This window comes from Plantactinospora sp. CA-294935 (genome assembly GCF_050936445.1).
In the GTDB taxonomy this organism is placed as follows: domain Bacteria; phylum Actinomycetota; class Actinomycetes; order Mycobacteriales; family Micromonosporaceae; genus Plantactinospora.
This window is the reverse complement of record NZ_JBNJMU010000001.1, coordinates 9,092,267-9,106,313: the sequence shown is the minus strand read 5'-3', so window position 1 is coordinate 9,106,313 and position 14,047 is coordinate 9,092,267. Positions and strand designations below refer to the sequence as shown.

Below are 14,047 nucleotides of genomic sequence, written 5' to 3'. Positions count from 1 at the left end.
ACCCGCCCCGAAGCACCCGAGGAGTTTCCCATGGCGGTGCGCCGCACCCCACGGTTCTACTTCAGCCTGCGCAGCCCGTACTCCTGGCTCGCCTACCGGGACCTGCACCAGCGGTATCCGGAGCTGGTGTCCGAGTTGGACTGGGTGCCGTTCTGGGAGCCGGACGAGCGCAGTTCGCGGCTGCTCGCCGAGGCCGGCGGCGAGTTCGTCTACACCGCGATGTCCCGGGCCAAGCATCTCTACGTGCTCCAGGACGTCCGGCGGCTCACCGCCGAGCGCGGGCTGACGTTCAGCTGGCCGGTCGACCGGGAGCCGGTCTGGGAGATCCCGCACCTGGGCTACCTGGTGGCGGCGCGGCACGGCGCCGGGCCGGGGTACCTGGAGCGGGCGTACCGGGCCAGGTGGGAGGAGGGGCGGAACATCTGCGACCGGTCCACGGTCGCCGAGATCGCCGCCGACCTCGGGCTCGACCCGGCCGAGCTGTCCGGGGCGGCCGACGATCCCGAGGTACGCCGGCAGGGCGTCGGGGCGCTGCTCGACATCTACCGCGACGGCGTCTTCGGGGTGCCGTTCTTCGTGCACGGCTTCGACCGGTTCTGGGGGGTGGACCGGCTGGCCGCGTTCGCCGCCTCGGTGGCCGCGAAGCGCCGTCCCGCCGAGCCGGCGCAGGTGCCGGGGAACGGGGCGGCACCGGAGCCGGCGCTGGTGGGTGCGCCGGGCCGGACCGACGAGGGGCATGCCGGCGGCTGCGGCTGAGCCCGCCGATATAGCCCGAATATGGACGTCGATCGTACGGTCTGCCACGGAAACGCCGATGGCGCGGTGGATGCCGTACCGGAGAAGCCGGGGAAACAAACGTGTCCGAGTGGGGAAGCATCGTCGAGGCGGTCCGGCACAACGTGGCCGGATCGCCGGAACGGCAGGCGGTGGTGTTCTGCCGTGGTGCGGGGGAGCGGTTCGTCGAGTCGTCCCTGACGTACACCGAACTCGACCGGGTGGCCCGGTCGACGGCGGCCTGGCTGAGCCGGCGCTGCCGGCCGGGTGACCGGGCGCTGCTGCTCTATCCGACCGGGTTGGAGTTCGTGGCCGGCTTCCTGGGCTGCCTGTACGCGGGCGTGATCCCGGTGCCGGTGCCGCTGCCGGCGAACTACCGGCACCACGCCGACCGGACCAGCGCGATCGCCCGGAACGCGGACGTGGCGGTGGTGCTGACCGATCCGGACAACCTGCGGGCGGTCGACGACTGGATGCTCCAGGAGGGACTGGACCACCTGGCCTTCGCGGCGACCGACCTGGACGCCCCGGGCGTGGTCACCGGCGCGGGCGACCCGGGCGGGGAGCCGACCGACGGTGTCGGGACGGCGGCGGACGGCTGGCTGCCGTATCCGGCCCGCCCGGACGACATCGCGTTCCTCCAGTACACCTCGGGATCGACCAGCGACCCGAAGGGCGTGATGGTCACCCACGGCAACGTGCTGCACAACATCGGCTCGGTGCACCGCACCCTCGGCTGGACCGACCAGACCCGGTTCTGTAGCTGGCTGCCGCTCTACCACGACATGGGCCTGATCGCGATGCTGATCGCGCCGCTGCTGCTCGGCAGCACCGCCGTGCTGATCCGGCCCAACGACTTCCTCAAGCGGCCGTACCTGTGGCTGGAGGCGATCGACCGGTACGGCGCCGAGGTGGCCTGCGCGCCGAACTTCGCGTACGACCTCTGCGCGCGGCTGCTCACCGACGAGCAGGTGGCCGGGCTGGACCTGTCCCGCTGGCGGTACGCCTGCAACGGCGCCGAGCCGATCGACCCGGCCACCCTGGAGCGGTTCGCCGCCCGGTTCGCCCCGGCCGGGTTCCGCTACGAGTCGTTCCTGCCGACGTACGGGCTGGCCGAGGCGACGCTCTGCGTCACCGGGGCCCGCCCGGCCGGCGCCCCGGTCACCGCGTACGTCGACCCCGACGAGCTGGCCCGGGACGTCTTCGCCCCGCTGCCCGCCGGTACGCCGGCCGGGCTGGCCCTGGTCGGCAGCGGCCGGGTCAACGCGCTGGACGTACGGATCATCGACCCCGGCACCTCCACGGTGCTGCCGGACGGCCGGGTCGGCGAGGTGTGGATCCGGGGCGGCAGCGTGACCCGGGGCTACTGGGGGGACCCGGAGGCGACCCGGCGGGCCTTCGGCGCGGTGACCGCGGACGGCGACGGCGGCTTCCTGCGTACCGGTGACCTCGGCATCCTCGACGACGGCGAGCTGTACGTCACCGGCCGGATCAAGGAAATGATGATCGTGCACGGCCGCAACCTCTACCCGCACGACGTGGAGCGCGAGGTCCGGGAGGTGGCCGAGGCGTTCGCCGGGCTGCCCTGCGCGGTCTTCTCGGTGCCGGCGCCCCGGGAGGAGATCGTGGTGGTCCAGGAACTCCGTACCCGGAGCCGGGACGCCGCCGAGATCGCGGCTCTGGCCGGTGCGGTCAAGTCGACGCTGAGTCGGATCCTCGGGGTCCGGGTGGCGAACGTCGTCTTCGTCCGGGTCGGCCAGGTCCGGCGCACCACCAGCGGAAAGATCCAGCGCACCATGATGCGGGAACTCTTCGTCTCCGGCGTGCTGGACACGACGTACGAGGATCTCGACCCGGAGATCCGGGACCGCTACCGGGCGGCGCACGCCGCACTGCCGGTGCCGGCCGGGCGGGGGTGACCGGGATGCGCTATCCCGCCTTCGCCCTCGCCGAACACCTCGACCACGGCCTCGGCGACCCGCACGACCCGGCCCGGGTGGCCTCGTTCGCCCGCTTGGTCGCGCTGGACGCCCGCGAGGAGTTCCCGGCGGAGATCTGCGCCGAGCTGGACCGGCTCGGGCTGCCCCGCTGGTACGTGCCGGCCGAGTTCGGCGGCGAACTGCGCAGCTACGAGGAACTGCTGCACGCGGTACGGGTCCTGGCCCGCCGGGACCTGACCGTCGCGATCGGACACGGCAAGACCTACCTCGGCGCGGTATCCGCCTGGGTGGGCGCCACCCCGGAGCAGGCCCGCCGGGTCGGTGCCGAGGTGCTCGCCGGCAGCGTCATCTCGCTGGCGCTGACCGAGCGGGAGCACGGCAGCGACCTGCTCGCCGGTGAGGTCTCGGCGGTGCCGACCGGCGCCGGTTACCGGGTCGACGGCGAGAAGTGGCTGATCAACAACGCCAGCCGGGGGGACCTGGTCTGCGTACTGGCCCGGACCGAGCCGGCCGGCGGCACGCGGGGGTTCAGCCTGTTGATGGTGGACAAGCGGCGGCTCGCCTCCGGCACGTTCCGCTGCCTGCCCAAGGAGCGCACCCACGGGGTACGCGGCGCGGACATCAGCGGGATCGCCTTCGCCGGCGCCGAGGTGCCGGCCGAGGCGCTGGTCGGTACGGCCGGCGCCGGCCCGGAGATCGTGCTGAAGAGTGTCCAGCTCACCCGCACCATGTGCGCGGCGATGTCGCTCGGCCTGGCCGACCAGGCGCTGCGGCTGGTCCTCGACTTCGCCACCGGGCACCGGCTCTACGACCGGCCGCTGGTCGACCTGCCGCACGCGAACCGCACCCTGACCGAGGCGTACGTCGACCTGCTGATCGGCGAGGCCACCAGCGTGCTGACCGCGCGCGGCATCCACGCCACCCCCGGCGAGCTGAGCGTCACCTCGGCGGTCGCCAAATACCTGGTGCCGACGATGATGGACCGGACGATCCCGCGACTCGGCCAGGTGCTCGGGGCCCGGGCCCTGCTCACCTCCGACCACGCCGACGGGCTGTTCCAGAAGATCGAACGCGACCACCGGATCGTCGGCATCTTCGACGGCAACACCCTGGTCAACCTGAACACCCTGGTGAACCAGTTCCCCGGCCTGGTCCGGGGCTACCGGCGGGGCGTGGTCGACCCGGGGCTGGCCGACACGGTCGAGCTGGCCCGCCCGCTGCCCGACTTCGACCGGAACCGGCTCGCGCTGCTGTCCCGGACCGGGTGCAGCGTGGTGCAGCAGCTACCGGCCGCCGTCGCCGAGGTGCTGGAGCTGGTCGACGCCGGGATCGCCCCGCCGGCCCTGGCCGCCCAGTCCGAGACGCTGGCCGGGCTGGTCGACGGGCTGCACGAGCGGATGGCCGCGTACCGGCCGCAACCCCGGCAGGTGCCGGCCGAGGCGTTCCGGATGGCCGGCGAGTACGCGCTCGCCTTCGCCGCCGCCGCCTGCCTGCACCTGTGGCTGCGCAACCGGCACTGGCTGGCCGACGGCCCGACCGCGCCGCTCTGGGCGGACGCCCGCTGGCTGCGCGCCTGCCTGCACCGGCTGATCGGGCAACTCCGGCCGGCCACCGCGACCGGACCCGAACCCGACGACGGCGAGGACTACGACCGGCTGCTGCCGGACCTGCGCGCCCAGCACCACGAGGGCCGGCTCTTCTCCCTGCTCCCGGCCCGGCTCGCCGAGGCGGGCGCGCAGACGCCCGAGCCGCCGTCCCGGCTCGCCGAGGCGGCCGGGCAGCCGTCCGAGTCTCCGGCGCGCCCCGCCGGGACGGCCGCACAGCTTTCCGAGGTGGCCCGATGACCGTCGACACCGCCGCCGTGCCCGGCACGGCCCCGGCCGCCGAGCCGGACCTGGAGACGTACCTCGGAAATCCGCACGACCCGGCGAACCCGGTCGGCTATCCGGCGCTGCTCGCCGCCGACGAGCGCGGCGAACTGCTCGCCGCCGGCGAGCGGGCACTCGACGGGTACGGGCTGAACGCCGAGTTCGTGCCCCGGGCCCTCGGCGGCCGGTTCGACCGGGCCGACCGGCTGGCCCAGGTGCTGCGCGCGGTGTTCCGCCGGGACACCACCCTCGGGGTCGGCTACGGGGTCACCACCTTCATCGCCGCCACCCCGGTCTGGACGAACGGCACCGCCGAGCAGCGGCGCTGGATGGCCGACCTGCTGTTGCGGCACGGCAAGGCGTCGGCCGGCTACAACGAGCTGGCGCACGGCACCGACTTCGGCCGGGCCGAGCTGCGGGCCCGGCTCGACGGCGACCGCTTCGTGGTGACCGGTCGCAAGGAGATGGTCGGCAACCTGAGCCGGGCGGACGCGGTGACGCTCTTCGCCCGCACCGACGACCGGCCGGGCAGCCGCAGCCACTCGCACCTGCTGCTGGACATGGCCGCGTTGCCGGCGGCGCACCGCCGGCACCTGCGCCGCTACCGCACCGCGGGTGTCCGCGGAGTACTGCTCGGCGGGCTGGAGTTCCTCGACTGCCCGGTACCGGCCGACGCGGTCGTCGGGGAACTCGGCGGCGCGATGGAGACGGTGCTGCGGGCGTTCCAGGTGACCCGGGGCGTGCTGCCCGGGATGGCCGTCGGGATCGTCGACACCCAACTGCGTACGGTGCTGCGGTTCGCCCTCGACCGCCGGCTGTACGGGCTGCCGGTGGCCGAGCTGCCGCACGCCCGGACCGCCCTGGTCGACGCCTTCCTGGACCTGCTGATCAGCGACTGCCTGGCCACCGTGGTCGCCCGGGCCCTGCACGTGCTGCCGGACCAGACCAGTGTGTACAGCGCCGCCGTGAAATACCTGGTGCCGAAGGTGTTGCAGGAGGCGGCGCACCGGCTCTCGGTGGTGCTGGGCGCCCGGTCGTACCTGCGGGACGGCCCGTACGCGATCTTCCAGAAGAACCTGCGGGACCTGCTCGCCGCGACGCTCACCCACGCCAGCGCGGCGGTCTGCCAGGCGACGATCATCCCGCAGCTACCCCGGCTGGCCCAGCAGGGCTGGCGCTCGTCGCCGGCTGCGCCACCGGCACTGTTCCGGCTCGGCGACCCGCTGCCCCCGCTGGACTTCGCCGGCATCGGGCTCTCCGCCCGGGGCGTGGACAGCCTGACCGCCACGCTGCGGGAGTACGGCGCCGGACCGGGTGCCGACCCGGCGGTCGCCCGGCTCTGCGGGGTCTTCACCGCCGAACTCGACCGGCTCGCCGAGGTCTGCGCCGACCTGCCGCCCCGGGACCGTACGGTGATCGCCGGCCGGCGCAGCTTCGACCTGACCGACCGGTACGCCACCGTGCTGGCCGCCGCCGCCTGCCTCGGGGTGTGGCGGTACAACCAGGACGACCCGTTCCTGCGGGACACCCCGTGGCTGCTCGCCGCGCTGTCCCGGCTGGCCGGACGGCTGGGCATCGACCCGGGCGCGGCACCGGACGGGCTGGAGCGACACCTCTTCGTCGAGCTGCTGGAGCGTCACCAGGACAACCGCGGCTTCGATCTCGTCAACCGGCGTCTGGCCGGCTGACCATCTCCGTCCGTACGCCTAAGGAGTGCACCATGTCCGGAACCATCCAAGACACCTCCGTCGAGGCCATCCGCACCTGGCTGGTCGGCCGGATCGCCTTCTACCTGCAACGGCCGGCCGAGGAGATCGACACTGACGCGCCGCTGGTCGAGATCGGCCTCGACTCGGTCTACGCGATGACCCTGAGCGGGGACGTGGAGGAGCGGTTCGACCTCGAGGTGGAGCCCACGATGGCCTGGGACCACCCGAACGTGAACGCCCTCGCCGGCTACCTGCACGGCTTGCTGGGGTCCCGAGGATGACGGTGCTGTCGGCCGGGCCGGGGGAGTCGCCGCCCGGCCCCGGCCATCCACTCTCGGTCGGGCAGGAGGCGCTCTGGTTCCTCTACCAGCTCGCGCCGGAGAGCCCGGCGTACAACATCACGCTCGCGGTCCGGGTCCGGACCGCGCTGGACGTCGCGGCGCTGGGCCGGGCGGTCGACGCGCTGGTGGCCCGGCATCCCATGCTCGGCACGGCCTTCGCCGAGGTCGACGGGGTGCCCCGGCAGTTCGTCCCGCCGCCCGGTGCCGCGGCGGCGGGCGGCTCCCGGTGGCTGGAGATCCGGGACGTGCCCGGCCGCACCGACGAGGCGCTGCTCGGGCTGGCCCGGTCGGTCGGCGAGGTGCCGTTCCGGCTCGGTGCCGGAGACGTCTTCCGGGTGGTGCTGCTGCGCCGCGCGCCCGACGACGCCGCCCTGGTGCTGGTCACCCACCACATCATCAGCGACGCCACCTCGCAGTGGCTGCTGCTGCGCGACCTGCTGGCCGGATACCGGGGGATCGCGGCCGGCGGCGCACCGGACTGGGCGCCGCTGACCGCCAGCTTCCTGGACTACGTCGAGGCGGAGCGGGTACTGCTCGACTCGCCCCGGCGGGACCGGCTGGAACGGTACTGGCGGAACCGCTGCACCGGGGTGTCGGCCGGGGCGATCCCGGTCGACCGGCCCCGGCCGGAGCGGCAGACCTTCGACGGGGCGACCCACCACCTGACGCTCCCCGACGAGCTGACGGCCCGGGTCCGGGCGGCGGCCTCGGCGGCCGGGGTGACCCCGTTCGCGTTCCTGCTCGGGGTCTTCCAGGCGACCCTGTTCCGGTACGGCGGCCAGGACGACTTCGCGCTCGGCTGCCCGGTGGCGACCCGGCACGGCCGGGGGCTGCGGGACGTGGTCGGCTATCTGGTCAACACCCTGGTGTTGCGTTCGTCGTTCGCGTCCGGGGCCACCTTCGCCGATGCCGTGGCGGCGGCGCACCGGGAACTCCTCTCCGGACTGGGCCACGTTGGGTACCCGTTCCCGCTGCTGGACCGGATGCTCGGTGGGACCCGCGGCACCAGCCGGTCGCCGCTGTTCCGGATCGCTTTCACGATGGTGGCGGCGGACCGGCTCGACCCGCCGCTGCCGCTGGTGCCGGAGGGCGCCGTGGTGGGCCCGGAGATTTCGTACGCGGGACTGCGGCTGGCCGCGTTCGACGTACCGCAGCTTGAGGGGCAGTTCGACCTCAACGTGGAGCTGCGCCAGGCGGAAGATTCATTCACCGGAGCCTTCCGGTACAACACGGATTTGTTCGACGGTGCGACCATAGAGCGGCTTACCGGGCACTACCGCCGGCTGCTGGAGGCGGCCACCGCCGACCCGAAGCGCCGGATCGACCGGGTCTCCCTTGTCGACAGCGCACAACTGGAACAACTGCTCGCGTTGGGTACCGGCGGAGTATCGCCCGGGCAGTGAACCTTCTTCAACCTGAACCGCGCGGCGCTCGCGTACTGCGTCCGGCCGCAAGGGCGGTCGAAGAAGGTTCAGCGGCCCAGGGAACCGCCCGAAACCCGGGACACCTCAGGGTCGCCGGTCCGGGGGTTCTCAGGGTGGTATCTCATGTGTCGATCTAACGATCAGTGATTGGATGCTCGCTATGGAGCAGGCTGTGCGGCTGGAGTCGCTGAGCAAGACGTACGGTTCGGGTCAGAACGCGGTGACCGCCCTGAGAGACGTGTCGCTCGACCTCCGGGCCGGAAGCTTCACCGCGATCATGGGGCCGTCCGGCTCGGGCAAGTCGACCCTGTTGCAGTGCGCGGCGGGGCTGGACCGGCCGACCGGCGGCCGGGTGGTGATCGGCGGCACCGACCTGACCGGGCTGAGCGAGACCGCGCTGACCCTGCTCCGGCGAGACAAGATCGGCTTCGTCTTCCAGGCATTCAACCTGCTGCCGTCGCTGACCGCCGAGCAGAACGTGGCGCTGCCGCTGCGGCTGGCCGGCCGCAAGCCGAGCCGGTCCGAGGTGGCGGAGGTACTCGCCGAGGTGGGGCTCGGCAACCGGGGTGGGCACCGGCCGGCGCAGCTCTCCGGCGGCCAGCAGCAGCGGGTCGCGATCGCCCGCGCCCTGGTGACGAAGCCGGCGGTGCTCTTCGCGGACGAGCCGACCGGTGCGCTGGACACCAGCACCAGCCGGGAGGTGCTGGCGCTGCTGCGCGGCCTGGTCGACCGGCACGGGCAGACCATCGTGATGGTGACGCACGACCCGGTGACCGCCGCCAACGCGGACCGGGTGGTCTTCCTCGCCGACGGTGCGCTCGCCGGTGAGCTGGTCAACCCGACGGCGGAGGCGATCGCCGCCCGGATGACGCGCATGGAGGTCGGCGCGTGCTGAGCATCGCGTTGCAGACGCTGCGGGTGCGCTGGGCCGCCTTCGTCGGTACGTTCGTCGCGCTGACCCTGGGCGCCGGCATGATCGCCGCGATGGGGCTGGAGATCGGCGCCACCCTGGGGCTGCCCGAGCGGGCGCCACAGCGGTTCGCCGCTGCCCCGGTGGTGGTCGCCGCGCTCGACCCGGAGTGGGATCCGGCTCGGCACGACCCGGGCAGCCGTTCGCTGATCCAGGCCCGGGGCATCTCCGACGCGCTGGCCGCCGAGGTCGGCGCGCTGGGTCGCACCGTCCCGGTCCGCAGCTTCTACGCCCAGCTCTCCGGCGGCCCCGACGACCAGGTCGGGCACGGCTGGTCCAGCGCCGAGTTCGCCCCGTACTCGCTGGCCGCCGGCCGGCCGCCGCAGGCCGACAACGAGGTCGTGGTGCCGAGCGGCGGTGCCGGACCGGGCGAGCGGGTCACCGTCTTCAGCACGGGCGGGCCGCGCGACTACACGGTCGCCGGGGTGACGGCGCCGGCCGACTTCGAGTCCGCGGTCTTCTTCACCGAGGCCGAGGCGGCCCGGCTCTCGCCCCGGGTCGAGGCGCTGGTCTCCTACGGGGCATCGGAGGCGGTGCGGCAGGCCGTCGGCGGGGACGCCGAGGTGCTCACCGGAGAGCGGCGCAACGTGCTGGACCCGAGCTACAACGCCGACCGGGAGGCGATCGACAACACCCAGACGCTGCTGCCGATCACCGCCGTGGTCGCCGGCTTCGTCTCGGTCTTCCTGGTCGCCTCGACCTTCGCCTTCGCGGTCGCCCAGCGGCGCCGGGAGATCGCCCTGCTCCGCACGGTCGGCGCCACGCCCCGGCAGGTACGCCGGATGGTGCTGGCCGAGGCGTTCGTGGTCGGGCTCACCTCGGCGGTCGCCGGCTGCGCGCTCGGGCTGGGCGCCGCGCCGCTGCTGGCCAGCGGAATGGTCGACCTGGGGCTCGCCCCGCCGTGGTTCACCGTCGAGTTCTCCACCGGGCCGGCGGTCTGGGTGCCGTTGCTGATCGCCTTCGGCGTGGGGCTGGGGGTGGCGCTGGCCGGGGTCTGGGCGGCGTCCCGCCGGGCCGGCGACGTACGCCCGATCGAGGCGCTCCGGGACGCCGCCGTGGACTCCCGCACCATGACCTCCGGCCGGTGGCTCTACGGGCTGATGGCGCTGGCCTTCGGCCTGGTCACCATCGGCTGGGTGGCGGTGGTGAACCCGGGCATGGTGATGGTGCCGACCCGGTACATCGGGGTGCTGATGTTGCCGATCCTCGCCTTCGCGCTGCTCGCCCCGGTGGTGGTCAAGCCGATCGCCCGGTTGATCACCTGGCCGCTCGGCCGGCTCGGCGGCGCCGCCGGGATGCTGGTCCGGGAGAGCGCGCTGACCGCGGTGCGGCGTACCGCGGCCACCGCCGCGCCGGTGCTGCTCACCGTCGGGCTCTCCATCTCGCTGCTCGGCGCGGCCGCCACCATCGACCGGGCCAAGGACAGCGGCCGGCGCAACCAGGTGACCGCCGACTTCGTGGTGACCCCGGACGGCACGCCCGGGGTCAACGAGGCGGTCACCGAGCGGGTCCGGGCGATCCCCGGCGTCGACGTGGTCGCCGCGCTGCCGACCATGGTGTACGCCCGGGACGACGCCCGGCTGGCCGACTACGAGGCGCTGGCCGTCGACCCGGCGGCGCTGTCCAATACCCTGACCCTGCCGGTCGACGAGGGCTCCCCGGCGGAGCTGCGCGACGACACCATCATCGTCAACGACGACTGGGGAGTCGGGGTCGGCGAGACCGTCGAGGTCTTCATGGCCGACGGCAGCACGGTGCCGCTGCGTGTGGTGGCGGTGCTCAACACCACCTCGGGCAGCAACGACGTCGCCTACCTGAGCACGAAGTACGCCGGCACCGCCAAGTACGCCTTCACCGGCCTGGCCCGCCGGATCTACGTCTCGCTGCAGGAGGGCACCGACCCGGCGACCGTCCGGTCGGCCCTGGCCAGCGCCACGGCCGGGCTGGGTGCCCGCGCGGTCCCGGCCGAGGACTGGCTCGGCGAGGAGAGCAGCGAGAACAGCCAGGCAAGCACGCTGGGCATGGTGCTGGTGCTCGGCATCGCGATCGTCTTCTGCTTCATCGCCATCGTCAACACGCTGGTGATGGCGACCTCGGACCGGCTCCGGGACCTGGCGATCCTGCGGCTGGCCGGGGCCACCCCGCGACAGGTGCTCCGGGTCTTCGCCGCCGAGTCGCTGCTGGTGGCCGGGGTCGGCGTACTGCTCGCGGTGGGGGCGTCGGCGGTGAACCTGGCCGGGCTGCGGCTCGCCCTGGGGCAGCTCGTCGGGGCCACCCCGGTCAGCGTGCCGTGGGGCACGGTCGTCCTGATCGCGGTGATCAGCGCCGCGCTGGCCGTGCTCGGTGCCGTGGTGCCGGTCCGGCTCGCGTTCCGGTCCCGCGCGGTGGAGCTGGCCGGCGTACGCGAATAACCCGCCCACATCGGGCCCACCGGGCTCCGCCGTCCCCGACTTTTCGGGGCGGCGGAGCCCGGCTCGTTTTCGAAGATAGTTTCGATATGGGGCTGGTATAGCCGCGGGTCGCAGGATGTCAAGGAGCCGAGAAAGCAGGCCGGCGCCAACCGTGGGAACGGCACCTGGCGGTGACGTTTCCCGGGAACGTAACTGACCCGCGAAGGGAAAGCCGTGCCAATGGACCTTTTACGACCTGGAGAGCACGGCGCCTGCACGCCGGCCTTCACCGGCGGCCACGACCAACCTCAAGGGGAGGTTGAAAAAGGTTCACCACCTGCACTGAAGGGCATCCTCGCGGCCGTCGGGAACACGCCTCTGGTGGAACTCGAACGCCTGATACCCGATTCACGAATTAAGGTGTTCGCGAAGCTGGAGCGGTTCAATCCCGGCGGCAGCGTCAAGGACCGGACCGCGCTGAGCATGCTGCTGGAGAAAATTCGCAGCGGCGAACTCCAGCCGGGCCGATCGGTGGTGGTCGAGTCCAGCTCGGGAAATCTGGCGGTCGGGCTCGCCCAGATCTGCCGGTATTTCGGGCTCCGGTTCGTCTGTGTGGTGGACGCCAAGACGACCGAACAGAACATCGCGATACTGCGGGCGTACCAGGCGTCGGTCGAGGTGGTGAACCGGCCCGACCCGGACAGCGGCGAGTACCTGCCGGTGCGGGTACGCCGGGTCCGCGAACTGGTGTCGAACACCCCGCACGCGTTCTGGCCCAACCAGTACGCGAACCCGCTCAACCCGATCGCGCACCGGCAGACCATGGGCGAGATCGTGGAGGCGCTCGACGGTTCCGTCGACTACCTGTTCTGCGCGGTCAGCTCCTGCGGCACCCTGCGCGGCTGTGCGGACTACGTCCGCGAGCACGGGTTGACCACGAAGATCGTCGCGGTCGACGCGGTCGGCAGCATGATCTTCGACGGGCAGCAGCCGATCGAGCGGCTCCTCCCCGGGCACGGCGCGTCGCTGCGGCCGGGACTCTTCGACCCGGACGCCGCCGACGAGGTCATCCACGTGACCGACCTCGAGTGCGTCGCCGCCTGCCGCCGGCTCACCGCCCGGGAGGCGATCCTGGCCGGCGGTTCCTCCGGGGCCACCGTCGCGGCCCTGGAGCGGCGCAGCCGGAGTATTCCCGAGGACGCGAGATGCGTGCTCATCTTCCCCGACGGTGGCGACCGCTACCTTGACACGATCTACTCCGACGACTGGGTACGGAACCGCTTCGGTGAGGTTTCGCACCTCTGGAAGGAAGCTGCCGGTGGTGATCAGGCCTGATGCTGATCCTTCGACATGACGACGTGCAACAGATCCTGGCCGAGCGCGAACTCGCGTTGATCGAGTTGGTCGGCGAGGCGTACAAGTTGCACGACGAGGGTGCCACCACGGTGCCGCACTCGATATTCCTCCGCTTTCCCGACCAGCCCCGCAACCGGATCATCGGGCTGCCCGCGTACGTCGGCGGGAACTCACCGGCCGCCGGGATGAAGTGGATCGCCTCCTGGCCGGGGAACATCACGACCGGGCTGGCCCGGGCCAGCGCCAGCATTCTGATCAACGACCTGGAGACCGGGCAGCCGACGGCGCTGCTCGAAGGCTCGGTGATCTCGGCCAAGCGGACCGCGGCCAGTGCCGCGCTCGCCGCCCGGCTGCTGGTCCGCGAGCCGGGCCCGAGCGGGGTGGCCCTGATCGGCTGCGGCGTGATCAACCTGGAGGTGCTGCGCTTCCTGCTCGCCGCGCTGCCGACGCTGACCGAGGTGACCCTCTTCGACAACGACTGCACCCGGGCGGCCGCGTTCGCCCGCAACTGCGCCGACCTCTCGCCGACCCTGCACGTCACGCTGGCCGCCGACGCCGGCCGGGCCGTCGCGGCGCACGACCTGGTCTCGATCGCCACCACGGCGGCCGAGCCGCACCTCGACCTCGGCCCGGCCCGGCCCGGCACCCTCGTGCTGCACGTCTCGCTGCGCGACCTGACCCCGGCGACGATCCTGGCCAGTCAGAACGTGGTCGACGACGCCGACCACGTGTGCCGGGAGCAGACCTCGCTGCACCTCACCGAGCAGCAGGTGGGGCACCGGGACTTCATCGACGCGCCGATCGGCCAGATCCTGCGCGGCACCGGCGGCTTCCGCCGCGATCCCGACCGGACGGTGGTCTTCTCGCCGTTCGGCCTCGGCGCCCTGGACATCGCCCTCGCGGAGTTCGTCCGGGCCGCCGCCGTCGAGCGGGGCCTCGGCATCCGCGTCGACGACTTCCTGCCCGCCACCGGCGGCACCGCGAATCCCAGGTGATCCGGCCCCGGCCGGAGTACCGACAACCACAAGGAGTTCCGATGGCTGACGAGCAGACCGACGACCGGGTGTACCGGGTGGTCCGCAACGACGAGGAGCAGTACTCCATCTGGCCCGCCGACCGGGATCTGCCGGCGGGCTGGCACGCCGAGGGCACCGAGGGCCCACGTGCCGACTGCCTCGCCCGGATCGGCGAGGTCTGGACCGACATGCGCCCGCTGAGCCTGCGCCAGCGGATGGCGGCGGCGCAGAGCTGACCGCCCCCGCGACAAGGTGAGGA

General features: G+C 72.9%; 11 protein-coding genes. All 11 read left to right on the top strand.

Translation table 11 applies throughout. The features are described 5' to 3' along the window. Positions 1 to 30 precede the first annotated feature (30 nt). The gene (locus ACQEVC_RS39535) at positions 31 to 756 is read left to right on the top strand and encodes a 2-hydroxychromene-2-carboxylate isomerase (protein ID WP_432888673.1); all 726 of its coding nucleotides are present in this window, start codon (positions 31 to 33) and stop codon (positions 754 to 756) included. Positions 757 to 857: 101 nt separating this feature from the next. After that, a complete protein-coding gene (locus tag ACQEVC_RS39530; RefSeq protein ID WP_432888671.1) occupies positions 858 to 2,693 on the top strand; it encodes a fatty acyl-AMP ligase in 1,836 nt (611 codons plus the stop codon). Positions 2,694 to 2,698: 5 nt separating this feature from the next. Continuing rightward, the gene (locus ACQEVC_RS39525) at positions 2,699 to 4,558 is read left to right on the top strand and encodes an acyl-CoA dehydrogenase family protein (protein WP_432888669.1); all 1,860 of its coding nucleotides are present in this window, start codon (positions 2,699 to 2,701) and stop codon (positions 4,556 to 4,558) included. Beyond that, positions 4,555 to 6,270 (top strand): acyl-CoA dehydrogenase family protein, encoded by a 1,716-nt coding sequence (locus ACQEVC_RS39520; protein WP_432888667.1) that lies wholly within the window; start codon positions 4,555 to 4,557, stop codon positions 6,268 to 6,270. Before ACQEVC_RS39525 ends, ACQEVC_RS39520 begins: the two co-directional genes overlap by 4 nt. Before the next feature lie 32 nt (positions 6,271 to 6,302). Continuing rightward, a complete protein-coding gene (locus ACQEVC_RS39515; RefSeq protein WP_432888665.1) occupies positions 6,303 to 6,572 on the top strand; it encodes an acyl carrier protein in 270 nt (89 codons plus the stop codon). Further along, positions 6,569 to 8,035, top strand: coding sequence for a condensation domain-containing protein (locus ACQEVC_RS39510; RefSeq protein ID WP_432888663.1), 1,467 nt, complete (start codon positions 6,569 to 6,571; stop codon positions 8,033 to 8,035). Before ACQEVC_RS39515 ends, ACQEVC_RS39510 begins: the two co-directional genes overlap by 4 nt. A 181-nt stretch (positions 8,036 to 8,216) precedes the next feature. Further along, positions 8,217 to 8,951, top strand: coding sequence for an ABC transporter ATP-binding protein (locus ACQEVC_RS39505; protein WP_318401235.1), 735 nt, complete (start codon positions 8,217 to 8,219; stop codon positions 8,949 to 8,951). Beyond that, positions 8,945 to 11,437 (top strand): FtsX-like permease family protein, encoded by a 2,493-nt coding sequence (locus ACQEVC_RS39500; protein WP_432888660.1) that lies wholly within the window; start codon positions 8,945 to 8,947, stop codon positions 11,435 to 11,437. The genes ACQEVC_RS39505 and ACQEVC_RS39500 overlap by 7 nt, the downstream gene beginning before the upstream one ends. A 330-nt stretch (positions 11,438 to 11,767) precedes the next feature. Then, complete coding sequence (sbnA, locus tag ACQEVC_RS39495) at positions 11,768 to 12,751, top strand: 2,3-diaminopropionate biosynthesis protein SbnA (protein ID WP_432891962.1); 984 nt, start codon at positions 11,768 to 11,770, stop codon at positions 12,749 to 12,751. After that, complete coding sequence (gene sbnB / locus ACQEVC_RS39490) at positions 12,751 to 13,767, top strand: 2,3-diaminopropionate biosynthesis protein SbnB (RefSeq protein ID WP_432888658.1); 1,017 nt, start codon at positions 12,751 to 12,753, stop codon at positions 13,765 to 13,767. The genes sbnA and sbnB overlap by 1 nt, the downstream gene beginning before the upstream one ends. 41 nt (positions 13,768 to 13,808) lie before the next feature. Continuing rightward, positions 13,809 to 14,024: an MbtH family protein gene (locus ACQEVC_RS39485; RefSeq protein WP_101365415.1), complete on the top strand. Its 216-nt coding sequence runs from the start codon at positions 13,809 to 13,811 to the stop codon at positions 14,022 to 14,024. Positions 14,025 to 14,047 lie beyond the last annotated feature (23 nt).